A 24,754-nucleotide genomic window follows, 5' to 3' on the forward strand; every position below is an offset into this window, starting at 1 on the left:
CCGGACGCGGGCCCGGGGGCCGTGCGGGGTCCGGGACCCGGACCCCACACGGCCCCCGGGCCGCACCCTCGCCGTCCGTGGTCAGTCGAGCACCGGCAGCAGCTCCGGCAGGTGGCCGTCCGAGGCGGTCGCGGCCCGCTGCCGCTCCTCGGGCACCTCCCCGTACAGCGTGGTGCGCGGGCGCGCCGGGCGGCCCGCGGCCTCCGCGACCGCCACCAGGTCCTTCACGGACTTGTACGAGCCGTACGAGGACCCCGCCATCCGCGAGATCGTCTCCTCCATGAGGGTGCCGCCGAGGTCGTTGGCGCCGGAGCGCAGCATCTCGGCCGCGCCCTCGGTGCCGAGCTTGACCCAGCTCGTCTGGATGTTGGGGATGTACGGGTGCAGCAGCAGCCGGGCCATCGCGGTGACCGCGCGGTTGTCGCGGAGCGTCGGGCCGGGGCGGGCGATGCCCGCGAGGTACACGGGGGCGTTGGTGTGGATGAAGGGCAGCGTGACGAACTCGGTGAAGCCGCCGGTGCGCTGCTGGATGCCGGCGAGGGTGCGCAGGTGGCCGAGCCAGTGCCGGGGCTGGTCGACGTGGCCGTACATCATCGTGGACGAGGAGCGGATGCCCAGTTCGTGCGCGGTGGTGATCACCTCGATCCAGGTGGCGGTGGGCAGCTTGCCCTTGGTGAGGATCCAGCGGACCTCGTCGTCGAGGATCTCGGCGGCGGTGCCGGGGATCGAGTCGAGGCCGGCCTCCCTGGCCGCCGTCAGCCACTCGCGGATCGACAGTCCGGTGCGGGTCGCGCCGTTGACGACCTCCATCGGCGAGAACGCGTGCACGTGCATGCCGGGGACGCGCTCCTTGACCGCCTTCGCGATGTCGAAGTACGCGGTGCCGGGCAGGTCCGGGTGGATGCCGCCCTGCATGCAGACCTCGACCGCGCCGACCTCCCACGCCTGCTGCGCGCGGTCGGCGACCTGGTCCAGGGAGAGCGTGTACGCGTCGGCGTCGGTGCGGCGCTGGGCGAACGCGCAGAAGCGGCAGCCGGTGTAGCAGACGTTCGTGAAGTTGATGTTCCGCGTCACGATGTAGGTGACGTCGTCGCCGTTGACGGACTTGCGCACGTCGTCCGCGATCCGGCACAGCGCGTCCAGGGCGGGGCCGTCCGCGTGCAGCAGGGCGAGCGCCTGTTCGTCGGTGAGCCTGGTCGGGTCGTCGGCGGCGGTGGCGAGGGCCGCGCGCACGTCGGTGTCGATGCGCTCGGGCACCATCCCGGGGGCGGCCGCCTCGCGCAGGGCGCCCCAGTCGCCGTACACCTCGTCGAAGTCGTCGCGGCGGTCGGAGGTGCGGCCGTCGGTGTCGATGGTGCGGTGCAGGTCGGTGCGGCCGGTGGCGGTGAACGCCTCGTCGGGCTCCTGCCAGGGCCGGCCCTCGACCACGGCGTCCTCGCGGGCCAGGCCCGTGGCCGGGTCGGCGAGCGCCCGCACGTGCGGCAACAGCCGCGGGTCGAGCCAGGGTTCGCCGCGCTGGACGAACTCCGGGTAGACGCACAGGCGTTCACGCAGCGTGAAGCCCGCCGCCGCGGACCGCTCGCGCAGCGACTCGATCTGCGGCCAGGGGCGTTCGGGGTTGACGTGGTCGATGGTCAGGGGCGAGACGCCGCCCCAGTCGTCGATGCCGGCGCCGATGAGGCGCTCGTACTCGGAGTCGACGAGGTTGGGCGGCGCCTGGAGGCAGGCGGCCGGGCCCATGATGTGGCGGGCGACGGCGACCGTGGCGATCAGTTCGTCCAGTTCCGCGTCGGGCATGCCGCGCATCGCGGTGTCCGGCTTGGCGCGGAAGTTCTGGATGATCAGCTCCTGCACGCCGTGGTAGGCGCGGGAGACCTTGCGCAGCGCGAACAGCGACTCCGCGCGCTCCTCGAACGTCTCGCCGATGCCGATGAGGAGGCCGCTGGTGAACGGGACCGACGAGCGTCCGGCGTCCTCCAGGACCCGCAGCCGCACGGCGGGTTCCTTGTCCGGGGAGCCGAAGTGCGGGCCGCCGGGCTCGGACCACAGGCGGGTCGCGGTGGTCTCCAGCATCATGCCCATGCTGGGCGCGACGGGCTTGAGCCGCTGGAAGTCCGTCCAGGTCAGCACGCCCGGGTTGAGGTGCGGAAGCAGCCCCGTCTCCTCCAGGATGCGGATCGAGACGGCCCGTACGTAGGCGATGGTGTCGTCGTAGCCGTGCGCGTCGAGCCACTCGCGCGCCTCGGGCCAGCGGTCCTCCGGCTTGTCGCCGAGGGTGATCAGGGCTTCCTTGCAGCCGAGGGCCGCGCCCTTGCGCGCGATGTCGAGGACCTCGTCGGGGGACATGAACATCCCGTGGCCCTCGCGCCGCAGCTTTCCGGGGACGGTGACGAAGGTGCAGTAGTGGCACTTGTCGCGGCACAGGCGGGTCAGGGGGACGAAGACGCTCTTGGAGTACGTGATGACGCCGGGTCGCCCGGCCGCTTCGAGGCCCGCGTCGCGCACCCGCGCGGCCGACGCGGCGAGGTCGTCCAGGGCCGCGCCGCGGGCCTGGAGCAGCACGGCGGCCTCGGCCACGTCGAGGGCCACGCCCTCCCGGGCGCGTTTGAGGGCGCGACGCATGGAGTTCTCGGTGGGGCCGGTTCCGGAGGTCGCGGAAGTCGTCATCCTTCGAGCATACGATCGGCGTGACCAGCCCAGACAGAGTCACCCGGTCGCCGGGGACGAGGCCCGGTGCCGGGGAGGGGGGCCGGGCACGGCGGCCGGGCACGGCGGGCCGCCGCGGTGTCGCGCCGCTCGGCGGGAGGACCGGCGGGAGGACCGGCGGAGGCGGGTTCGGCGCGGGGGCGCCCCCGGACACCTCGGGAGCCCGACGCTCCACTTGTGCGGGCATGCTGTCAATTGTGCTGTCTCGCCGTCCTGTTGTGGGTGTTCGCGTGTCGTCGGGCACGCCCCGCGCACGAGACCGCACTCCGGGTGCGATTCGCCGGGAACCGCCTGTGATCGGCGTCTCCCGCGGCTGACGCGCTCCCTTCGGACAGGGCAGACTGGCGTTCGAAGTGACGAGGTTCGGCAGGGGGACTGCGACGATGGACGAAGGACCACGGGTGCCGCAGCAGCGGCGGCCCGGCTTCGGGGAGCCCGGGGCGCACCGCTTCTGCGTGCTCGGTCCGGTACGCGCCTGGCGTGGGGAAACACCGCTGAACACCGGCTCCCCGCAGCAACGCGCGCTGCTCGCCGCCCTGTTGGTGCGCGACGGCCGCACGGCCACCGCCGCCGAGCTGATCGACGCGCTGTGGGGCACCGAGCCGCCCTCGCAGGCGCTGGCCGCACTGCGCACGTACGCCTCCCGGCTCCGCAAGGTGCTCGACCCGAACGTGCTGGTGAGCGAGTCCGGCGGCTACGCGCTGCACACACCGGGTCCGCACGCGCTGGACCTCACCGTCGCCCAGGAGTGGGCCGCCGTCGCGGAGAAGGCGCGGGCGGCCGGCGACCTCACCCGCGCACGCGGCGCGCTCCGCAGCGCGCTGGACCTGTGGGAGGGCGAACCGCTGGCCGGTGTGCCCGGCCCGTACGCGGAGGCACAGCGCGTACGGCTCACCGAGTGGCAGCTCCAACTCCAGGAGGCGTGCGCGGAGTTGGACCTGGAGCAGGGCGGCCACGCCGAGGCCGTGTCCGAGCTGACCGCGCTGACCGCCGCCCACCCGCTGCGCGAACGGCTGCGGGAACTGCTGATGCTGGCGCTGTACCGCGGCGGCCGTCAGGCGGAGGCCCTCGCCGTGTACGCCGACACCCGGCGGCTGCTCGCCGCGGAACTCGGCGTCGAGCCCGGCCCCGGGCTGCGTGAGCTCCAGCAGCGCGTCCTGAACGCCGACCCGGGTCTCGCGGAACCGGCCGAGCCGGCCGCCGAACCCGCCGTCACCCCCGTGCGCCCGGCGCAACTCCCGGCCGCCGTACAGGACTTCACCGGACGGACCGCCCATGTCGCCGAACTGAGTTCGGCGCTCTCGACCGCCGGGGGCCGGGTGATGGCGGTGTCCGCGCTGGCCGGGATCGGCGGTGTGGGCAAGACGACACTGGCGGTGCAGGTGGCCCACCAGGCCCGGGAGACCTTCCCCGACGGGCAGTTGTACGTCGACCTCCAGGGCGCGGGTCCGCGCCCGGCGGAACCCGGCGCCGTGCTCGGCGCGTTCCTGCGGGCGCTCGGCACCCCGGACGCGACGATCCCCGACTCCGCGGCCGAACGGGCCGCGCTGTACCGCTCCGTCCTCGACGGCCGCCGGGTGCTGGTGCTGCTCGACAACGCCCGGGACGCCGCCCAGGTACGGCCGTTGCTGCCCGGCGCGGACGGCTGCGCCGCCCTGATCACCTCCCGGGTCCGCATGGTCGGCCTCGCCGGGGCGCACCTGATCGACCTGGACGTGATGTCCCCGGAGGAGGCGCTGCGGCTGTTCACGCGGATCGTGGGCGCCGAGCGGGTCGCGGGCGAACGCGAGGCGTCCCTCGACGTGGTCGCCGCGTGCGGCTTCCTGCCGCTGGCGATCCGGATCGCGGCCTCGCGGCTGGCGGCCCGCCGCACCTGGACCGTGTCGGTGCTGGCGGCCAAGCTCGCCGACGAGCGGCGGCGGCTGGACGAGCTGCGGGCCGGCGACCTCGCCGTGAAGGCCACCTTCGAACTCGGCTACGGCCAGCTCGAACCCGCGCAGGCGCGCGCGTTCCGGCTGCTGGGCCTGGCGGACGGCCCGGACATGTCGCTGGCCGCCGCCGCGGCCGTCCTCGACCTGCCCGCGGACGACGCCGAGGACCTGCTGGAGTCACTGGTCGACGCGTCGCTGCTCGAATCGGCGGCGCCCGGCCGCTACCGGTACCACGACCTGGTCCGGCTCTACGCGCGCTCCTGCGCCGAACGCGACGAACACCCTCCCGGGGAACGCGACGCGGCCCTGTCCCGGCTCCTCGACTTCTACCTCGCCACCACGGCCACCGTGTACGCGATCGAACGCCCCGGGGACCGCCTGGTCCACCACCTGGAGACGACGCGGTACCCCGGCCTCGGCCTGACGGACGCCAAGAGCGCCGTCGACTGGCTGTACGCCGAGGCCGGCTGCCTGCTCGCGTGCGTGCGGCAGAGCGCCGGCCACGGCATGCTGCGGCGGGCGGTCGACCTGCTGTGGGTGGCGAAGGACCTGGCCGAGTCGGGCGCCAACTCCCTTCAGTACGAACAGACCGCCGTCACCGTCCGCGACCTCGCCCGGCAGGCCGGGGACGGCCGCGCGGAGGGCCGGGCGCGCACCGCGCTGACCAACGCCCTGCTGGTCTCGGACCGGTTCGAGCAGGCCGACGAGGAGGCCCGGCTGGCGATCCTGCTGGCCCGCGCCGCCCAGGACCCGGCGCCCTGCTGCTGGGCGCCCAACGACCGCGGGATCATCGCGTTCTACCAGGGCCGCAACGACGACGGCGAACGCCACCTGCGGGAGGCCGCCGACAACTACCGCGCCGACGGCAACCTCCCCGGCGAGGGCAGCGCCCTGTGCAACCTCTCCCGCATCCACGTCAACCTCGGCCGCACCGACAGCGCGGTCGAGCTGGCCCGGCGGGGCGTCGCGATCTACGACCAGCTCGGCCTCACGCTGCGCCTGGCCAACGGGCGCCTGGCGCTGGGCATCGCGCTGACCGGCGCGGGCAAGGACGCCGAGGCGCTGGACGAACTCCAGGAGGCTCTGCGGCTGTTCCGCGAGAACCGGCAGCAACTGTGGGAGGGCACCGCCAACTTCCGTATCGCGCAGGCCCATCTCGCGGGCGGACGGGCCGCGCAGGCGGCACGGCACGCGGAACAGGCGCTCGCGCTGCGGGTGATCGGCGGCGACTGGATGCGGGCCAACGTCCTGACCACGCTGGGCCGGGCGCTCGCCGCCCTCGGCCAGAGCGACCGGGCCCGCGCCTGCTGGACCGAGGCGCTGCACGTGCACGAGCGGTTCGGTTCGGCGGAGACGGAACAGGTGCGGGCACTGCTCAGCCCGGCGGCGGCCGCCTGAGCCGCCGGGCCGGTCTCCGCGCTCCGTACGGGCGTCGACGGGTCGCGCGGTGCCCGCCGGGAGGCCCGGTCGGCCCGTTCATTGTTTGTTTATCGCCGTCCGGCATCATCATGTCCGCCGAACCCGTCGCGTCGGGGGGCAGACGGCTCGGCACCGCGGCCCCGCCAACAGGCGGGCGGCCGCGAAACGTCCCGTCCGGCGGTCCTCGGGGGAGTCGCCGGGCGGGACGGTCCCGGTTCACGCGAGAGGAAAGGTGCCGACGATGAGCGACGCCGACAGCAAGCAGACCGCGGTCGCGCGGGAGAACCACGCGGGCAGCCCCGGCAGCGGGGCCACCGTCGAGCCGCTGGAGAACCACGCGGGCGCCGTCGCCGAGGACGCCCCGGTCGAGACCCTGGAGAACCACGCGGGCGCCGTCGGCGCCGAGGCGGCCACCGAGGACGGTTCCGGCGGCGCCGTCCCGGCCGAGACCCTGGAGAACCACGCCGGCGGCGCGGCCGAGGACCTCGTCTCCTCGCGCGAGAACCACGCGGGCTCCGAGAAGGCCTGAACCGCTCCTTCGCACACCCGCACCTTCGCACCACCCGCGTCCCGAGGGCCGCGACGACCGCACGGACGTCGTCGCGGCCCTCGTGCGTGCGCCCGTCGCCGGGCCCGCGGGACGGCCGTGCGGCACCGGGGTCCACCGGCGCCGCACGGCATTCCGCCCTACGTGCGGGCCGTGCCGGTCCCCTTCTCCGCGTCCAGCGCGTACACGCACCGGTCCTTGCTGCACGCGTACACCACGCCGTCCCGCACCAGCGGGGAGCCGGTGATCTCGCCGCCGGTGGCGAGCTTCCAGCGCAGCCGGCCGTCGTCGGCCTTCAGCGTGTACAGCAGGTGGTCGGTGGAGCCGAAGTGGATGCGGCCCTCGGCGACCACCGGCGCGCCCGCGATGTCGCCGCCCGACTGGAAGCGCCACTTGGGGGTGCCCGTGACCGCGTCCAGCGTGTAGAGGCCGCGCCCGCTGCCCACGTGGACGTGTCCCGCCGCCACCAGCACCGGTTCCACCGAGGACCGGGCCTCGGTGGCGATGCGCCAGCGGTCGCGGCCGTCGGTGGCGTCGAGGGCGTAGACGGTGCCCAGGTAGTCCACGAGGTACACCCCGCCGCCGGTCACCGCCGGGCCGGGCGCGAAGGCGGGCGGGCAGAGGAAGACCGCCGGTGCCTCGAAGTGCCAGCGGACCTGGCCGCCGGCCACGTCGAGGGCGACGACCCGGGTGCCGGCGACGACGTACACGTAGCCGTCGGGCGCCTGTGTCACCCGCACCGGGACACCGCCGCAGGACGCCGCGTCGCCGATCGGGTACGACCAGCGCTCCTCGCCGGTGCGGGCCTCCAGGGCGCGCAGCCGCGCGTCCTGCCAGACGTAGACGGTGCCGTCGTGCAGCACCGGGCCGGCCTCCGGGGACTCGAAGTCGGTCTGGTGGCCGGTGAGTTCCCACAGTTTGCGGCCGGTCGCGGCCTCGTGCGCCTGGACCCCGCCGCCACGCGTGGCGGTCACCACGGTCCCCCGGTCGGCGCGCAGGCAGTACACCCACGCGTCCGTCGAGAGCCGCCACAGGTCGGAGCCGTCGCGGGCGTCGAGGGCGAACAGGGTCGGCCCGTCGGAGGCGTGGATGCGGTGCTCGGCGACCGCCATCGACCAGGCGACGTCCCGCGTCTTGAACCGCCGCCGCCCGGTGGACACGTCGAGCGCGTGCACCTCGAAGGAGGTGACGTAGACGAGGTCGTCGACGACCGTGGGCGTCCCCCACACGTCGTTGGACATGCGGAACCGCCACGGGCGCCAGCCACCGGGCGTCTCCGGCGGGGCGGCCGGGGGCGGCGGCGCGGGCACCGGCTCGGCGCCGTTGACGCCGGGCCGCGGCCGGGTCCAGGTCGCGACGAGGCCGGCCTCGGGCGGCGGCGCCGTCACAGCGGCGGCGCGGGCGTCGGCGACGCGCGGGCCGGGTCCGATCGGCACCGGGGAGCCCGCGAGGCGCACGGGCCCGGAGTCGGGCGCGCCGACCGGCACGGGCACCGGGTCGTACGACGGCGGGGGCGGCACCGGGGCGACGACCTGCCGGACCGGGCGCGCCGCCGTGGTGGCGGGCTGGACCGGCACGGGACGGCCGCCGCGGCGGGTCTCGATGAGACCGACGGCGCTGCTGGGCAGCCACGCGGACGCGGTGCCGCTGTCGTCGCTGCCCGAGCCGAACAGGTGCGGCGCGAGCTGGCTCTGGAGGTCGGCGGGGCTGGGCCGGCCGACCGCCTCCATCTGCATGCAGGACTCGATCAGGGGCCGCAGGTCGTCGGGCAGCCCCTGGAGGTCCGGGCCCTCGCGCAGCAGCATGAACACCGTCTCGACCGGGTTCGCGCCGTGGAACGGGGCGTGCCCGGTCGCGGCGAACACCAGCATCGAGCCGAGCGAGAACACGTCGCTGGCGCCGGTGACGCTGCGCGAGTCCTTCGCCTGCTCGGGGGACATGTAGGCAGGGGTGCCGACGGCGACGTTCGTCATGGTCAGACGGGTGTTGGAGACGCCGGAGGCGATGCCGAAGTCGATCACCCGCGGGCCGTCCTCGACCACCAGGACGTTCGACGGCTTGAGGTCGCGGTGGACCAGGCCGGCGGCGTGGATCGACTGCAACGCCTCGGCGACACCGGCGGCGAGCCAGCGCACCGCCTGGACCGGGAGGGGCCCGCACTCGTTCACTATCTCTTCGAGCGAGGGAGCGGGCACGTACGCGGTGGCCAGCCACGGCACGGCGGCACGCGGGTCGGCGTCGACCACGGCGGCCGTGTAGAAACCGGAGACCGCCCGCGCCGCCTCGACCTCGCGCGTGAACCGGACCCGGAACAACTGGTCCTCGGCGAGTTCCGTGCGGACCGTCTTGATCGCCACGCGCCGGCCCGACGCGGAACGGGCCAGATAGACCAGCCCCATGCCGCCGGCCCCCAGCCGCCCCAGCACCTCGAACGGCCCGATCCGCCGCGGATCGTGCTGCGTCAGCTGATCCACCACTCTGCCTGCCACCTCCCCGTACGAGCCACGTCACCCACATGTGTACGCGACCCCGTGCAGCGTCTCACCACCGCACCGCCGCGACGGTGCGCACCCCGATTCTTCCTGCCCGGGGCACCGGTGGCGAACCGCCGGTCAGATCGGGGTGTCCCTGGGCAAAACCCGCACCCCGGCCCGCTTCGGGACCGATCGCCGGGCGGCGGAGTCACCCGGACGCGGGACCACCCGCGCGCGGGCCGCCGCCCCGGCCGCCGCCCGCGGCGTCGTCCGGGCCGTCCTCCGGGCCGCCGGACCCGCTGCCGGACCCGCCGCCGGGAGCCGCGCCGGGACCGTTCGCCCGCCGTGCCGCGCGGCGGCCCAGCAGTCCGCGCCTGGGCGGGCGGCCGCCGGACCTGTCCGGCGCCTCCGGCGCGTCCGCCGTGTCCGGGGCGCCCGGGGCGTCGGGGGTCTCCGGGGAGCCGGGGGGACGCGGACCGTTTCCGCCGCCCGGCGCGCCCCGCACCTCACGGGGTGCGGGGCGTCCGGGGACGGGGGGCCAGGCGGCCCGGGGCCGGGCGGGCGCGGGCCGTCCGGCGGGACCGTCCGTCTCCGCCCGCCGGCCGCCGGTGCCGCGCGGACCGTCCGGCGCGCGTTCCAGCAGGGCGAAGGAGGCGCCCTGGTTGTCCGTCACGACGGCGACCCTGCCGTACGAGGCGTCGAACGGCGGCGCCTGCACCCGGCCGCCGAGCCGCACCACCGAGGCGGCGGCCGCCGCGCAGTCCGCGACGCGGAAGTGCACCAGGAAGTGCGGGGGCATCTCGGCCGGGAACACCTCGTCCACCGGGGCCCGCCCGAAGTCGGGCCGTGCGTCCGGACCGAAGAGCGCGTCGTGGAAGAGCCCGCCGTAGAAGCGGTCGGCGGCCTCGGTGTCCCGCGTGTACAGCTCCGCCCAGACGAAGGTGCCCTCCTCGTGGCGCACCCCGAACCCGGCACGGCTGCCCGGCTGCCACAGCCCGAAGACCGCGCCCTCGGGGTCCGCGGCCAGGGCGAGGGTGCCGAGGTCGCCCACCGGCTGGGGTTCCGTGACGATCAGCCCGCCCGCCGCCCTGATCCGCCCGGTCAGCGCCGCGGCGTCCGGGGTGGCGAAGTACACCGTCCACACCGTGGGCATGCGGCCGTCGGTCTTCGGCGTGAGCACGGCGACGGGCTCGCCGTCGCGCAGGGCCCGTACGGAGGGGCCGTACGCGGTCTCGAAGGTCCACCCGAAGAGCTCGCCGTAGAAGCGCCTGCCCGCCTCCACGTCGGGGAGCTGGGCGTCGACCCGGCAGGGGACGCCCTCCGCGTACACGGGTGCGCTGTTTTCGGCCATGTCGCCAAACTAAACGGCTTTCGCACAAGCCGCAGACCGGGAGATTCCCGCCCACGGCACCCCCGCACCCCATTTGCAGTCGGCCAAATCGCGCTCCGATCACCCGTCGGTAAGCTGACGGCATGACAGGACAAGTGCGTACCGTCGACGGCCGCGTGGCCGGTCGGCGTGGGCAGGCGACCCGGCAGAAGCTGCTCGACTGCCTCAGCGAGATGCTCAGATCCTCTCCGTACCGGGACGTCAAGGTCATTGATGTCGCCCGGAAGGCGGGCACGTCGCCGGCCACCTTCTACCAGTACTTCCCCGACGTCGAGGGAGCCGTCCTGGAGCTGGCGGACGAAACCGCCGCGGAGAGCGCCGGGTTGAGTTCCCTGCTGGCCGGGCGGCCCTGGACCGGCAAGGCGGGCTGGGCCACCGCGCAGGAACTCGTGGACGGTTTCCTGGAGTTCTGGCGTCGCAACGACGCGATCCTGCGCGTGGTCGACCTCGGCGCGGCCGAGGGCGACAAGCGTTTCTACAAGCTCCGCATGAAGATCCTCGGCTCGGTGAACAGCCCGCTGGCGGACGCCGTGGCCGAACTCCGGTCCAAGGGACGGGTCGACAAGGACGTGAACCCGGCCGCGGTGGCCGGCTCGCTCGTCACGATGCTCTCCGCGGTCGCCTCGCACCAGAAGGGCTTCTCGACCTGGGGCGTCAAGCAGGCCGAACTCAGGCCGAACCTGGCCCTGTTGGTGTATCTCGGCGTCACCGGCAAGAAGCCCACGAAGTAACTCCCGCCCCGCGCGCGGCCGTCCGGCGATCGCCGTGCGTCCGGCACGTGGTCCCCGCCGGACCGTCCGGCAGCCGGGTCCCGCCGGGCCGTGCGCCGCCCCCTCCCTCTCCACCCCTCCCCCGTCCCCAAGTCCTGTCTCGCAGGCGGTGGTTGGTCCGGCATGCCCGGACGGCCACCGCCTGCCGCACGTCCCGGCGGGAACGGGCGGCCTGCGGCGCGCGGCGGACGGGGTGATACTCGGCCCCATGACGACGGACATCACCGCGACCCTGCGGTCGCTGCGGGTGTGGGACCCGGAGGTCACCACGCTGCCCCCGTTCGACCCGGCGACCGCCCCGGACGACCCGCTGCCGCTGTTCGCCGAGTGGCTGGCGGGTGCCGCGGCGGCCGGGCAGCCCGAGCCGCACACCATGTCGCTGGCGACCGCGGACGACGCCGGACGGCCGGACGTGCGGATCGTCATGCTGCACGGCGCCGACGCCGACGGCTGGTCCTTCGCGACCCACTCCGTCAGCCGCAAGGGCACGCAGCTCGCCGCCCGCCCGTACGCGGCGCTCTGCTTCTACTGGCCGCTGCTGGGACGCCAGGTACGGGTGCGCGGCCCGGTCGCCGTCGCCCCCGCCGACGAGGCACAGGCCGGGCTGCGCGTCCGGTCGGCCGGGGCGCTGGCCGCCGCGCTGACCGGGCGGCAGAGCGCCGTCCTGCCGTCGCTCGACGAGCTGACGCGGGCCTCGGAGGCCGCCTGGGAGCAGGCACGCGAGGCGCCGGACACCCCGGCGCCGACCTGGACGCTCTACCGGCTGCGCGCGCGGGAGGTCGAGTTCTTCCAGGGCGACCCGGACCGCCGTCACCTCCGGCTGGCCTACCGCCGGGCGGACGACGGGGCGGACGCGGGGGCGGACGACGGGGCGGACACCGGCGGCGCGTGGTCGCGCCTGCTGCTCTGGCCCTGACCGCGCCCCCTCACGGCCGCGGGCCGAGGTCCGGCTCCGGGTCCGTCGCGAGCCGTGCGTGCAGGTGGGCGTCGCGGAAGGCGTCGCGCCTGCCCTCCTCGAACATGGCGCCGCGCAGGGTGCCCTCCGCGCGGAACCCGCACCGCTCGGCGATGTGGCAGGACGCCCCGTGGCCCAGCGCGTGGCCCAGTTCGAGGCGGTGCAGCCCCAGGTCGCCCAGGGCCCAGGCGGCCGTGAGGGCGAGGGCGTGGGTGGCGACGCCGCGGCCCCGGGCCTCCGGCATGACCCAGTAGCCGACGCGGGCGACCCGGATCGCGGTGTCGATCTCGTTGAGCCCGATGTGGCCGAGGATCCGGCCGTCCGCGGCGTCGGCGACGCGGAACGGCACGGTGCGGCCCTCCAGCACGGCGCGGGCGCGGGACGCCAGCGTCCGCCGGGCGCCCTCGATGTCCGTCACCTCGGTCAGCGGGGTGTTCCAGCGCGTGAACTCCGGGTCGGTGATGCCGCGCAGCCAGGCCGCCGCGTCCGCGTCCGAGCCGGCGTCCCACACCGACAGATGCAGGCCGTGGCCGTACAGGTGGGGCAGGGGCGGCGTGCTGCGGTCACGGAGGCTCATTGATTCATTGAACACCCGTCCGGCCGAACGGCCGCGCGGCCCTCGCACGACCGCCCCGTCGGCCGCGGAACGCGCACACCGTCGCCGCGCGGGCTCCCCCGACAGCCGCCCGCCGGGCCCAACACGCCTCTGATTACGTCCTGTTCGGCCGCTTTCCGGCCGTTGCGCCCGTCGCGTGATCAATCCGCAACCAATTCCGGTCTGGACCGATACCCATCGCCTGAGCGACTGATTAGTCTCGCGCACATGGCCGACTCCACGACTCCCCCGAACCCCTCCACGCCGCAGCACGCGGACCGCCCCGTGTACGTCGTCGGCGGCGGCCCCGGCGGCCTGGCCGTGGCGCACGCGCTGCGCGACCGGGGAGTGCGGGCCGTCGTGCTGGAGCGGTCGGACGCGGTGGGGGCGTCCTGGCGGCGCCACTACGACCGCCTGCACCTGCACACCACGCGCGGCCTGTCGGCGCTGCCCGGCCTCAAGATGCCCCGCAAGTTCGGGCGTTGGGTCTCCCGCGACGACGTGGTGCGCTACCTGGAGAAGTACACCGAGGTGCACGGTCTGGAGATCGTGTCCGGTGTGGAGGTCTCCCGCGTCGAGCGGACCGCCGACGGCACCGGCTGGCTGCTGCGCGCGAGCGGCGGCCGGGAGCTGACCGGCGGCGCGGTCGTCGTCGCCACCGGCACCAACCACACCCCCGCGCTGCCCGACTGGCCCGGCGCGGACGGCTACCCCGGAAAGCTGCTGCACGCCTCGGAGTACCGCAACCCCGCCCCGTACGCGGGCCAGGACGTGCTCGTGGTCGGCGTGGGCAACACGGGCGCCGAGATCGCCGTCGACCTGGTCGAGGGCGGGGCGTCCCGGGTGCGCCTCGCCGTGCGCACCGCTCCGCACATCGTGCGCCGCTCGACCGCCGGCTGGGCGGCCCAGTACACCGGCATCCTGGTGCGCAGGCTCCCGGTACGGCTCGTGGACGCGCTCGCGGGGCCGATGGCCCGGCTCAGCGTGCCCGACCTCGCCGAGCACGGGCTGCCGCGCCCGGACACCGGTCTCTACAGCCGGGTGCGGCAGGGCGCGCTCCCGGTGCAGGACGTCGGCCTGATCGACGCGGTGCGCAAGGGGCGGGTGCAGGTCGTGGCCGCCGTCGAGGGGTTCGAGGACGGCAAGGTCGTCCTCGCCGACGGCAACCGGATCGAGCCGGACGCGGTCGTCGCCGCGACCGGTTACCGCACCGGGCTCGAAGACCTGGTCGGGCATCTCGACGTGCTCGACGGGCGGGGGCGGCCCGTGGTGCGGGGAGGCCGCGCCCCGAAGAACGCGCCGGGGCTGTACTTCACCGGGTTCACCAATCCCATCAGCGGGATGTTCCGCGAGCTGGCGATCGACGCCGAGCGGATCGCGCGGGTGGTCGCCGCCCACCGGGACGACCCGGACCAGCGGGTGTCCGCCCTCCAGGGCTGAAGGTCACGCCACAAACCTCAAGTCGCGTGTAATGAACGGGAGTTGCCCGCGACAGCCAATGTGACGGGAGTGCTGTACCGGGACGCCGTGCGGGGCCAGAATGCGAGCACTGCTCACTTTCCAGCTCCACCCACCTCTCGCTCCAGACGGAGGATGCACGTGGCCCGTGAAAGACAGCTCTCCCGCCGCTCCCTGATCGGCGGTGCCGCGGCCGGCGCCGTGGCCCTGACCGCCACCGCGGCCGGGACCGCGGAGGCCGCCGCCACCCGTGACGTGGACGTCGCGATCGTCGGCGGCGGCCTCGCCGGACTGACGGCGGCCCGCGACCTGGTGGCCGGCGGGAAGACGGTCGTCGTCCTGGAGGCCCGCGACCGCGTGGGCGGCCGGGTCGTCAACCTGCCGCTGCCGAACGGCGGTTGGACGGAGGGGGGCGGCGAGTTCGTCGGCCCCACCCAGAACCGGATCAAGGCGCTCGCCGACTCGCTCGGGGTGGCGACCTTCACCACCTACAACACCGGCAAGAACCTGCTCTACAAGGACGGCAAAAAGACGCCGTACGCCACCGACGGCCTGCTCGGCTCGGTGCCGCCGGTCGACGTGGCCGGTCTCGCCAACGCGGCGATCGTGCAGTCCGCGCTCGACGACATGGCCAGGCAGGTGCCCGTCGACGCGCCCTGGACCGCCGCCAAGGCCGCCGAGTGGGACCGCCAGACCTTCGAGAGCTGGCTGAACGCCAACGCGGTCGTCCCGTCCGCCAAGTTCCTTCTGGACGTGGCCTGCACGTCGGTCTTCTCCGCGCAGCCCGCCGAACTCTCCCTGCTGTACGTGCTGTTCTACCTGGCCGCCGCCGGTGACGAGAACAACCCGGGGACCCTGGAACGGCTGACGGACACCGCGGGCGGGGCCCAGGAGTCGCGGTTCGTGGGCGGCTCCCAGCAGGTGCCGATCAGGCTGGCGGCGACGCTCGGCGACCGGGTGGTGCTGAACGCGCCCGTGCGCTCCGTCACGCGGTCCGGCGACGGCCTCCTCGTGACCGCCGACGGCATCGCCGTGACCGCCCGCCGCGTGGTGGTCGCGCTGCCGCCGCCGCTGGCCGCGCGCATCACGTACGACCCGCTGCTGCCCGCCTCCCGGGACCAGCTCACCCAGCGGATGCCGATGGGCTCGATCGGCAAGGCGATCGCCGTGTACGACACCCCCTTCTGGCGGGCCGACGGGCTCAACGGCCAGGTGGTCAGCGACAGCGGCACGGTCAGGTCCACCTTCGACAATTCCCCGCAGGACGGCTCCTACGGCGCGCTCATGGGCTTCGTCGAGGCCGACGAGATGCGGAAGTTCGACGGGGCGGGCACCGACACGGTGCGCGCGGCCGTCCTGAAGGACTACGCCACGTACTTCGGCGACCGGGCGAAAACACCGATCGCGTTCGTGCTCCAGCGCTGGGACAACGAGGCGTTCTCGCGCGGCGGCCCGGTCGCCTACGCGCCCCCGGGCGTCCTGACCCGCTACGGCGCGGCGCTGCGCGCCCCGGTGGGCGGCATCCACTGGGCAGGCACCGAGACCTCGACGTACTGGAACGGCTACATGGACGGGGCGGTGCGCTCCGGCGAGCGGGTGGCGAAGGAGATCCTCGCCGCTCTCTGACGCGCCCCCGGGACCCGGGTCCGGGCCCGCGCCCGGCGCCCGGCGGCCCGGGGCCGCCGGGCGGCCGTCACGCCGGCACGGCCACCGTGGCCGTGCCGGCCGGCCTGCGCCTGATGACGAGCGCCATCAGCGCGGCGACCGAGCACAGCGCGCCGGACGCGTACCAGACCATGTCGTACGAGCCGAAGACGTCGCGGGCGACCCCGCCGAGGTAGGCGACCAGCGCGGCGCCGACCTGGTGGGAGGCGAGCACCCAGCCGAAGACGATCGCGCTGTCGTCGCCGAACCGCTCGCGGCACAGGGCGAGCGTCGGCGGCACGGTGGCCACCCAGTCGAGGCCGTAGAACACGATGAAGAAGACCATCGGGGGCCGCACCGAGGGCGCGAGCAGCATCGGCAGGAACAGCAGCGAGACGCCCCGCAGCGCGTAGTACACCGCGAGCAGCCGCCGTGAGTCGAAGCGGTCGGTGAACCAGCCGGAGGCGATCGTGCCGACGACGTCGAAGACCCCGATGACGGCGAGCAGCGAGGCCGCGGTGGTGACGGGCAGCCCGTGGTCGTGGGCGGCGGGCACGAAGTGGGTCTGCACCAGGCCGTTGGTGGAGGCGCCGCAGATGGCGAAGGTGCCCGCGAGGAGCCAGAACGGTCCGGTGCGGGCGGCCGACCACAGCACGGTGACCGCACGCCTGGCCGCACCCCGGACGGGGGCGGGCTTCGGCACGAACTCCGTTGCCCCGTAGGGCATTTGGCCCGTGTCGGCGGGGTGGTCCCGCAGCAGCAGCCAGACCAGGGGGACCACCGCGAGGGCGGCGAGGGCCACGGTCACGGCGGCCGGGCGCCAGCCGTGCGACTCGACCAGCCGGGACAGCACCGGCAGGAAGATGAGCTGGCCCGAGGCCGACGCGGCGGTGAGGATGCCGCTGACCAGGCCGCGCCGCTCGGTGAACCACCGGTTGGTGACGGTGGCCGCGAACGACAGTGCCATCGAGCCGCTGCCGAGCCCCACCAACAGACCCCAGCAGAGCATCAGTTGCCAGGCGGCGGTCATCCACACCGTCAGGCCCGAGCCCACCGCGATCACGGTGAGCGCGGCGGCGACCACCCGGCGGATGCCGAAGCGGTCCATCAGCGCCGCGGCGAACGGCGCGGTCAGCCCGTACAGGGCGAGGTTGACGGAGACGGCACCGCCGATGGTGCCGCGCGACCAGCCGAACTCCTCGTGCAGCGGGTCGATGAGCAGGCCGGGCAGGGACCGGAAGGCGGCCGCCCCGATGATCGTCACGAAGGTGACGGCGGCGACGAACCAGGCGAGGTGCGGCAGCCGCCGGCGCACTGCCCCCGGCTCGGCGGCGAGGGGAACGGCTTCACGTGTCTGGGTCACACAACAGAGCTTGTGGCATGGGCCAGTTGGCAACGAGTGGCCCGAAGGACAGCATTCGCTAGGATCGGGCCATGGACGCGGACACGGGCAGCGGCACGGACCACGGCACGGGCACGGACACCTCCGCCGGTACGGACGCGGACACGGCGGGCGCCCCGCGCCGGCACCGCGTCGTCGTGCTGGCCCTCGACGGGCTGCTCCCCTTCGAACTGGGCATCCCGCAGCGGCTGTTCCGCCGGGCCAGGGACGCCCGCGGCCACCGCCTCTACGACGTCGTCACCTGCTCGGTCCGGCCGCCGGGCCCGGTCCGCACGGACGCCGACTTCGCGATCCTGGTGGAGAACGGCCCCGAGGCGCTGGCGACCGCCGACACGGTGGTCGTCCCGGCGTCCTACGAGCTCGGCCCGGTGCACGAGGAGGGCGTGCTCACTCCCGAACTCGCGGCCGCGCTGGCCCTGATCAGGCCCGGCACCCGGCTGGTGGCGATCTGCACCGGCGGTTACGTCCTGGCCGCCGCCGGGCATCTGGACGGCCGCCGGGCCGCCACCCACTGGAACTCCGCCGAGCACTTCCAGCGGCTCTTCCCGAAGATCGAGGTGGACGCCGACGTCCTGTTCGTGGACGACGGCGACGTGCTCACGTCCGCGGGAGTCGCCGCCGGAATCGACCTGTGCCTGCACATCCTGCGCCGGGACCACGGCACGGCGGTGGCCAACGAGGTGGCGCGCGGCGCGGTCGTGCCGCCGCACCGCGACGGCGGGCAGGCCCAGTACATCCAGCGGCCGGTGCCGGAGCCGGGCCGGGCGACCACGGCGGCCCGCGCGTGGGCGCTGGGCCGGCTCCACGAGCCCGTGTCGCTGCGGGAGATGGCCGCGCGGGAGGCGATGTCGGTGCGGACGTTCACCCGGCGGTTCCGCGAGGAGGTCGGGGTGAGTCCGTTGCAGTGGCTGACCGGTCAGCGCGTCGAACGCGCCCGGCACCTGCTGGAGTCGACGGACCTCGGCGTCGACCGGGTGGCCCGGGACGCGGGGTTCGGCACGGCCCAGTCGATGCGCCAGCACCTCCAGTCGGCGCTGGGGGTGACCCCCACCGCGTACCGCCGCACCTTCCGGACCGGGAGCGGGACGACGGCGCCGGCCGCGGGGAGGGAGCTCGACGGGGTGGCCGCGCTGCGCGCCTGAGCGGTCCCCGAAAGTTCTCCACAGCCTGTGGACGAAGAAGGGCGGCCGGTCGGCGCCGCTCGCGCCCGCCCTGTCGGGGCGCGGCACGTCGCCGACCGGTTCCGGCGCCCCGCTCCCGGACGTCCGCGGCCTCGCGCGGAACGGCCGTCGCCGTACCCGCGACCCGCACTCGCCGAGGACCTCCGTCACCGAGGCCCTCGCCGTCCCCTCGCGGCGAATCACAGACGACCAGCGTGATCAGCCCGCCACGGATCGTCAACACCCGCGAGGACATTGGTCCGTTGAGGACCGTTTTGCACAGGGAGCGCGAGGAGGCACACCCGGCGCACCGCACCGCGGAACACGGGAGCCGGACCACGGGAGCCGGACCGCGATCGGGCAACTCCCGCCGCTACACCGCCTCGTAGGCCGCGTACCCCTCGTATCCCTCGTAGACCGGGGCCGCGGTGCCGGCGCACGCACCGGGCTGCGCGGGGCGGGCGCAGCGGTCGAGTTCGCACCAGATGCGCTTGCCGGTGCCCTCGGCGGTCCAGCCCCAGCGGTCGGCGAGACCGTCGACGAGCGCGAGGCCGCGGCCGTTGGTGTCGTCGCCCTCCGCGCAACGGGGCACCGGGGCGCGGGAGCTGCCGTCGGCCACCTCCAGCCGGACGGTGGACTCCTCGGCCTCCGCCCCGGGCAGGGACAGGCGCAGCACGGCCGGACTGCCCGTGTGCACAACGGCGTTGGTGACCAACTCGGAGACGAGCAGGATCAGTGTCTCGGCGAGGGGCTCGTCGGCCTCTATTCCCGAACCGGCGAGCCGCGAACGGGCCCACCTGCGCGCTCGCCCCACCTCAGCGGGGTCGGGCCGGATCTCCAGCTGCACTTGAAGCACCTGCACCGCTCACACCATCCGAACCGGCGGACACATAGCCTCGCGCCTCACAAGGGCCACGATCGTAGCCATCTGCTGCTTGGTCAGGGCAATGACCAGGGCGAGGGTCACGGAACGTGAATCCCCCGCGAAACAGCATGGTTGACGTTCCGTCACCCCAACAAGCGCTTCGGGCATATTCCAGCGCGAGGCGGCAGGCGTGCGGCATACTGTGCGTCGCTTGCCGCGGGGGGTCGAACAGGCGGACGGCGCAAGGCCTCCCGCCTTGCGAACAGCGGGGCGCGCCGCCGGATCCGGAGCCGCCGCTGGGGCAACACCGGGTCGGCTCGTGCTCGTACCCACTCGCATCTCACACAAGGTACCCGAGCCGGACACCGACTCCGGGCCGTGACGAGTCTCGATGCCGACACAAGAAGCTGTGAACTCTCTGTGACGCTCCCGGGCCACGATGCGTGACATCGATGTCCCCCCGGGCGCCCGCGACGGAGCACGGCGAGGCCGCCCCGGACGTCGCGGCGCTCCCGTCTGCGGGTCGTCCGTCGCGGCGCGTCCGGCGCCGCCCCCGGAGTGCCCGCCCGTGCCGCGTTCCGCCGGGGCCGCGAGGGCGCGCGGGGCGGTGGTGCGGACGGTCCGGGAATGCACCCGACCGGATCGGCCGCGCCGGTGCGCAGGTTGACCGCGCGCCGGGGGTGCCCGCGGGCACGGCCGGGCGCCGCCGGGACGCGGCGGACGTCACCCGGGGGCGGTCCCGGGGCAGTTCACTCGGGAACGGTGAAGTAGCGGGCGAAGGCCGGCACGATCTCGGCCTCGCCGACCCGGCCGTCCGCGTCGGTGTCGAGCCCCGCGACGACGGTGCGCGCCACCTCGTCGGGCACCCCGAGGGCGTGCAGCAGGCGCACGGCGTCGTCGGCCGACGCCGAGCCGGTCCCGTCGGGGTCGACGACGGCGACGGCCGCGTGCAGGAAGGGCCTGGCTATCTCGGCGAAGCGTTCGGGGTTGTCGCGCAGCCGCTTGACCGCGCCGCCGACGAACTCCTCGCGGGTGATGCGCTGGTCGCCGTCGCGGTCGGCGATGCCGGCCATGCCCTGCCAGAACGCCTCGGCGCCCGCGTACAGGGCCTGGCCCCGGCCGGAACGGGCCGGTGTGGCGAACTCCGCCAGCAGGGCCTTGGCCGCGGCCGAGAAGTCCTCGCGGTCGATGCGGCCGTTGCCGTCCTGGTCGAAGAGGGCGAAACGTGCCGCGATCCTGCGTTCGTACTCACTGCTGACCATGCCTGCCGAGCCGCCTCGTGTCGGGAATCGGGGAACCCCGGGAACCTGGAAACCCGGGAACCGGGAACTGGGGACCACGGAAGGAAAAGGGGAATGCGGCGGGCGAACGGCAGGGCGCGGGCGCGGAGGGCGCTCCCGTCGGGGCACCGCCGTCTCGTTTGTCACATTCGCGAAGAAGTACCGCTTCTGTGCGACATACGTCACGCCGAGAGCGGGGGCGACTCCTCGTCGACGGCGGTCGGCACGTCGGGATACACCTCGAAGAGGCGCCGCACGCCCAGGGCGCCGAGCACCCGGTTCACGTGCGAGCCGTCGACGGCTCCCTGCGCCGGAAGGATCAGCCGCAGGCTGCCCTGACAGGAACGGATCAGCCGTCGTGCCGCTATGAGGACGCCGACCCCGCTGGAGTCGCAGAAGAAGACGTCGGAAAGGTCGAGGACGAGGTAGTGCCCGCCCTCCGCGACCACGTCGTGCACCCGCTGCCGCAGCACCGGTGACGTGATCAGATCCAGCTCGCCCGACACCTGGAGCACGGCCCAGTCGCCCTGCTCGCCGTCGGTCACCTTGAACCCCACCTGTACGACCTCCGCTCGCCGGAACCTCCCGGAACCACCCGAAAACGGAGGTAGCTCCTACGCTTCTTTCCGCGCGGCTGCCCAGCCGCCATTCCCTGAAACGCCGCGCAACAAACGGCTGCCGATCGAAACAGCCAGTGTTTCAGACAGTCCCGGTCCTCCTCGATCGAGTCTGATCAACAGCCCGAGGGCGGCGGTACGGTGGGGTGAAACGTCCATAAGTGTCCCCTACCACCTGACCCGTCGCGGGGGCGTGCATTGCGGCAAAGGGGCGTGCGCCACCGGACGTGCCGACTACATTCGGGGAGTCGTGGGACACACGCCGAACGCTGGGTACGGGACCGTACGTCGCCGGACGAGCGGCAGGGTGGGCGACACGGCACGGGCACGTACCGGGCAAGGGGACCGCATGGCACAGAAGGACGCACCGCCCCGCTGGGACCGCAAGATGAAGCAGCGGCTCGCGCGCGGGGAGGCCGCCGCCCTCGGCGAGCTGTACGACCGGTTCGCCTCGCTCGTGCACGCCCTCGCGCACCGCGTGCTCGGCGACGACCGCGCCGCGGACGGCGTCACGCGCGCCGTCTTCGCCCACGTGTGGGAGCACCCCGACACCTACGACCCCCGGCGCGGGCCGCTGCGCCCGTGGATCGCCGACCTCACGCACCGGTTCGCCGTGCAGCGGCTGCGCGACTCCGGGACCGCGGAGCTGGCGCGGGGCGAGCTGTCCGCCGGGGAACTGGAGCGCCGGGTGCGGCGCGCCTCGGTCGCCGCCCGCGCCGACTACATCGCCCACTCCATGCCCGTGCCGCTGCGCAGCGCGCTGGAACGGGCCTACTTCCAGCGCCGCGACTACCGGAGCACGGCGGCCGACCTCGGCGTCACCGAGGAGGAGGCCCGCCGCAGGCTGCGGCTCGGGCTCCAGCTCCTGGCCACCGCGCACGACGTGGCGGCGCCCGGGGCGCCTCCCGGGCACGGAGGTGCGGTGTGAGCGGGGCGAACCGGTACGCGGCGGACGACGAGTACGGACCGCTCCGGCCGCGGTACGGCAGTGGCGGACAGCACGACCCGCACGGGAGGCACGAGGGCCGCGACGCGCGCGGCGGGCCCGGCGGGTTCGGGACGAACGAGGTGGTGGCGCACAACGGGGGCGACGACGGCGGGCGCGGCGCGAGCGGCCCCCGGCGCGGCGATCCCGGCCGTCCCGGCGGCGACCCGGTGCCCGGACGGTCCGAGGGCCGGGACGGCCCCGGCGGACCGGACGGCCCCGGCACCCCGAACGGTCCCGGCGGCTCCGGCGGACCGGGCGGTCCCGGCCGGCCGGACGACGGTGACGGCGGCCGGGGTTCCGGACCGACGCCGCCCCGCATCCCCACCCCCCGCGTCTCGGTGGAGGACAGCGGGCTCCCGCTGCCCGACCCGGGCGACCTGCCGGCCGTACCGGCTCCCGGCACGGGGGACGACGCGGCCGGGGGCACGGCGGACGAGGACGGCGCGGCGGACCCCGCGGCGCGGGCCGCGGCGCCTGTCCCGGCCACGCCGCCGGTCCAACTCGACCTCCCGCACGACGTGTTGACCTCGCTGCTCGGCGCGTGGGCGCTGGCCGCCTGTTCGCCCGAGGAGGCGGCGGCGGTCGAGACCCACCTGGGCTCGTGCGCGCTGTGCTCCGAGGAGTCGGAGCGGCTGCGTTCCGCCGTCGGGCTGCTCCGGCCGCCGGAGACCCTGGACCTGGACCCGGCGCTGCGCGCCCGTGTGCTGCACGGCTGCCTGGAGCGGCGTCCGCCGCGCATCCCGGTACCGGAGTGGGCCGACGCGTACGACGCCGAAACCGCCCGCCTCGACGCCCTGTTGCAGGACATCGGGGAGAGCGAGTGGCACGCACCGGTGCGGCTGCGCTGGTTCGACGGCGAGGGCACCGCGACCCGCCGCACCACCGTCGCCGGCGTCATCGCGCACCTGGTGTCGGTGGACGGTCTGGTCGCCGTCGCGCTGGGCCTGGACGACCCGCTGGGCGGCACGGCCGTGCGCGGCGCGGGCCCCGGCCCGCGTACGGAGGCGTACTGGGACGCCTCGCACTTCCCGCCCACCCGGTCGGTGCGCGGCCCGTGGCGGGAGCAGAGCCACAGCATCGTACGGACCGTGGCGTTCACGGGCAGCGGCGCCGGGAAGCTCGGCGTCTCCTACGGCGACTTCGAACTGCCCCTGCACGACGCCATGGTGGACCGCGCCTTCGAGTGCTGGCTGCACGCGGCGGACATAGCCCGAGCCGTGGACTACCCGTACGACCCGCCGTCGCCGCGGCATCTGCACAGCATGATCGACCTCGCGGCCCGGCTGCTGCCGACCGCGCTCGCCGAGCGGCGCCGGGCGGGCCTCGCCCTGCCGGGCCCGCGCCGGCACCTGGTGCCCGCCGGCGGTCCGGGGCGCAGCCTGCGGCTGGAGATCGAGGGGCTGGGCGGCGGCGAGTGGCTGATCCCGCTGGACTCCCCCGGCGCGGTCGGCTCGGCGGCCCACGAGGTGGCCCATGTCGCCCTGGACGGGGTCGAGTTCTGCCGCCTGGCGGCGGGCCGGGTGTCCCCGGCGGAGGCCGCCGCGGGGCAGGCGGGCGACCGCGACGCGATCACCGACGTCCTGTGCGCGGCGGCCTCGTTGAGCCGGATGTGACGGACGGGCCGCCTTCCCCGCCCCAACTCCCGCCCAAAGAGGGCCGGTTCAGGGGAAGACGACCGTGCGGCGGCCGTTGAGCAGGATGCGGCGCTCCGCGTGCCACTTCACCGCGCGGGCCAGCGCCCGGCACTCCACGTCCCGTCCCACGGCGACGAGTTGGTCGGGCGTCACGTCGTGGCCGACGCGCTCGACCTCCTGCTCGATGATCGGCCCCTCGTCGAGGTCGGCCGTCACGTAGTGCGCGGTCGCGCCGATCAGCTTCACACCGCGCGCGTGCGCCTGGTGGTAGGGCTTGGCTCCCTTGAAGCTCGGCAGGAAGGAGTGGTGGATGTTGATGATCCGGCCGCTCAGTTCCTTGCACAGGTCGTCCGAGAGGACCTGCATGTAGCGGGCGAGGACGACGAGTTCGACGTCGCTCTCCCGCACGATCTCCAGCACCCGCGCCTCCGCCTCCGCCTTGGTGTCCCTGGTGACGGGCACGTGGTGGAAGGGGATGCCGTACGTGCCGACGAGTTCGGCGAAGTCGGTGTGGTTGGAGACCACCGCCGCGATCTCCACCGGCAGCGCGCCGGTCCGGGCGCGGAACAGCAGGTCGTTGAGGCAGTGCCCGAACTTGCTGACCATGAGGACGACGCGCATCCGCTCCTCGGCGCGGTGGATCTGCCAGTCCATGTGGAAGGCGTCGCCGATCGCCGCGAAGCTCGCCCGCAGCTTGTCGACCGTCACCGGCTCCTCCGCCGCGAAGTGCACGCGCATGAAGAAGAGGCCGGTGTCACGGTCGCCGAACTGCTGGCTGTCCTCGATGTTGCAGCCGGTCATGAAGAGGTAGCTCGACACGGCGTGGACGATCCCCTGCTTGTCCGGGCAGGACAGCGTGAGGACGTAACTGTCGACGAGGGCCGTGCTGGTGCCGGCGGGCTGCTCACTCATGCAGGAC

General features: G+C 74.6%; 17 protein-coding genes and 1 pseudogene. 9 read left to right on the forward strand and 9 right to left on the reverse strand.

Annotation, left to right across the window (positions count from 1 at the left end; genetic code table 11):
* Positions 1-81 precede the first annotated feature (81 nt).
* The gene (locus tag ACFZA0_RS12915; RefSeq protein ID WP_391014842.1) at positions 82-2,667 is read right to left on the reverse strand and encodes a bifunctional FO biosynthesis protein CofGH; all 2,586 of its coding nucleotides are present in this window, start codon (positions 2,665-2,667) and stop codon (positions 82-84) included.
* A 422-nt stretch (positions 2,668-3,089) separates the two neighbouring features.
* On the opposite strand from ACFZA0_RS12915, the gene ACFZA0_RS12920 reads away from it, so the two are divergent.
* Together ACFZA0_RS12920 and ACFZA0_RS12925 are read left to right on the forward strand one after the other, a co-directional pair.
* A complete protein-coding gene (locus ACFZA0_RS12920) occupies positions 3,090-6,035 on the forward strand; it encodes a BTAD domain-containing putative transcriptional regulator (RefSeq protein WP_391014844.1) in 2,946 nt (981 codons plus the stop codon).
* Between the two features lie 262 nt (positions 6,036-6,297).
* Positions 6,298-6,585: a hypothetical protein gene (locus tag ACFZA0_RS12925; protein WP_391014846.1), complete on the forward strand. Its 288-nt coding sequence runs from the start codon at positions 6,298-6,300 to the stop codon at positions 6,583-6,585.
* 158 nt (positions 6,586-6,743) lie between these two features.
* Here ACFZA0_RS12925 and ACFZA0_RS12930 read toward each other — a convergent pair whose 3' ends face one another.
* The gene (locus tag ACFZA0_RS12930) at positions 6,744-9,080 is read right to left on the reverse strand and encodes a PQQ-binding-like beta-propeller repeat protein (RefSeq protein WP_391014848.1); all 2,337 of its coding nucleotides are present in this window, start codon (positions 9,078-9,080) and stop codon (positions 6,744-6,746) included.
* 628 nt (positions 9,081-9,708) lie between these two features.
* Positions 9,709-10,428: pseudogene (locus ACFZA0_RS12935) on the reverse strand (VOC family protein); the annotation flags it as partial.
* A gap of 122 nt (positions 10,429-10,550) precedes the next feature.
* Between ACFZA0_RS12935 and ACFZA0_RS12940 the strand changes: the two are divergent.
* Together ACFZA0_RS12940 and ACFZA0_RS12945 are read left to right on the forward strand one after the other, a co-directional pair.
* A complete protein-coding gene (locus ACFZA0_RS12940; RefSeq protein ID WP_391014850.1) occupies positions 10,551-11,198 on the forward strand; it encodes a TetR family transcriptional regulator in 648 nt (215 codons plus the stop codon).
* A gap of 247 nt (positions 11,199-11,445) precedes the next feature.
* A complete protein-coding gene (locus ACFZA0_RS12945) occupies positions 11,446-12,153 on the forward strand; it encodes a pyridoxal 5'-phosphate synthase (protein ID WP_391014852.1) in 708 nt (235 codons plus the stop codon).
* Positions 12,154-12,163: 10 nt separating this feature from the next.
* On the opposite strand, the gene ACFZA0_RS12950 is transcribed toward ACFZA0_RS12945, so the two are convergent.
* On the reverse strand, positions 12,164-12,769 hold the full coding sequence (locus ACFZA0_RS12950; RefSeq protein WP_391014854.1) for a GNAT family N-acetyltransferase: 606 nt from the start codon (positions 12,767-12,769) through the stop codon (positions 12,164-12,166).
* A 246-nt stretch (positions 12,770-13,015) separates the two neighbouring features.
* Between ACFZA0_RS12950 and ACFZA0_RS12955 the strand changes: the two genes are divergently transcribed.
* Together ACFZA0_RS12955 and ACFZA0_RS12960 are read left to right on the forward strand one after the other, a co-directional pair.
* A complete protein-coding gene (locus ACFZA0_RS12955; protein WP_391014856.1) occupies positions 13,016-14,227 on the forward strand; it encodes an NAD(P)-binding domain-containing protein in 1,212 nt (403 codons plus the stop codon).
* Between the two features lie 153 nt (positions 14,228-14,380).
* A complete protein-coding gene (locus ACFZA0_RS12960) occupies positions 14,381-15,871 on the forward strand; it encodes an FAD-dependent oxidoreductase (protein WP_391014858.1) in 1,491 nt (496 codons plus the stop codon).
* Between the two features lie 67 nt (positions 15,872-15,938).
* Here the strand turns inward: ACFZA0_RS12960 and ACFZA0_RS12965 are convergent, their stop codons facing one another.
* Complete coding sequence (locus ACFZA0_RS12965) at positions 15,939-17,252, reverse strand: MFS transporter (RefSeq protein WP_391014860.1); 1,314 nt, start codon at positions 17,250-17,252, stop codon at positions 15,939-15,941.
* A gap of 71 nt (positions 17,253-17,323) precedes the next feature.
* Here ACFZA0_RS12965 and ACFZA0_RS12970 point away from each other — a divergent pair, with 71 nt between their 5' ends.
* A complete protein-coding gene (locus tag ACFZA0_RS12970; protein ID WP_391014862.1) occupies positions 17,324-18,433 on the forward strand; it encodes a helix-turn-helix domain-containing protein in 1,110 nt (369 codons plus the stop codon).
* A gap of 391 nt (positions 18,434-18,824) precedes the next feature.
* Here ACFZA0_RS12970 and ACFZA0_RS12975 read toward each other — a convergent pair whose 3' ends face one another.
* The 3 genes from ACFZA0_RS12975 to ACFZA0_RS12985 form a co-directional block, all read right to left on the reverse strand.
* Positions 18,825-19,298 (reverse strand): ATP-binding protein, encoded by a 474-nt coding sequence (locus tag ACFZA0_RS12975; protein ID WP_391015357.1) that lies wholly within the window; start codon positions 19,296-19,298, stop codon positions 18,825-18,827.
* Between the two features lie 767 nt (positions 19,299-20,065).
* Positions 20,066-20,578, reverse strand: coding sequence for an EF-hand domain-containing protein (locus ACFZA0_RS12980; protein ID WP_391014864.1), 513 nt, complete (start codon positions 20,576-20,578; stop codon positions 20,066-20,068).
* A 200-nt stretch (positions 20,579-20,778) separates the two neighbouring features.
* On the reverse strand, positions 20,779-21,153 hold the full coding sequence (locus tag ACFZA0_RS12985; protein WP_391014866.1) for an anti-sigma factor antagonist: 375 nt from the start codon (positions 21,151-21,153) through the stop codon (positions 20,779-20,781).
* 409 nt (positions 21,154-21,562) lie between these two features.
* Here ACFZA0_RS12985 and ACFZA0_RS12990 point away from each other — a divergent pair, with 409 nt between their 5' ends.
* A complete protein-coding gene (locus ACFZA0_RS12990; RefSeq protein ID WP_391014868.1) occupies positions 21,563-22,141 on the forward strand; it encodes a sigma factor in 579 nt (192 codons plus the stop codon).
* A gap of 227 nt (positions 22,142-22,368) precedes the next feature.
* Positions 22,369-23,814: a maleylpyruvate isomerase N-terminal domain-containing protein gene (locus ACFZA0_RS12995; RefSeq protein ID WP_391015360.1), complete on the forward strand. Its 1,446-nt coding sequence runs from the start codon at positions 22,369-22,371 to the stop codon at positions 23,812-23,814.
* Positions 23,815-23,862: 48 nt separating this feature from the next.
* Here ACFZA0_RS12995 and purU read toward each other — a convergent pair whose 3' ends face one another.
* Positions 23,863-24,747, reverse strand: coding sequence for a formyltetrahydrofolate deformylase (gene purU / locus ACFZA0_RS13000; RefSeq protein ID WP_391014870.1), 885 nt, complete (start codon positions 24,745-24,747; stop codon positions 23,863-23,865).
* Between the last annotated feature and the right edge of the window lie 7 nt (positions 24,748-24,754).

Origin of the sequence: Streptomyces sp. NPDC008150 (assembly GCF_042956945.1) — a bacterium.
GTDB lineage: Bacteria > Actinomycetota > Actinomycetes > Streptomycetales > Streptomycetaceae > Streptomyces.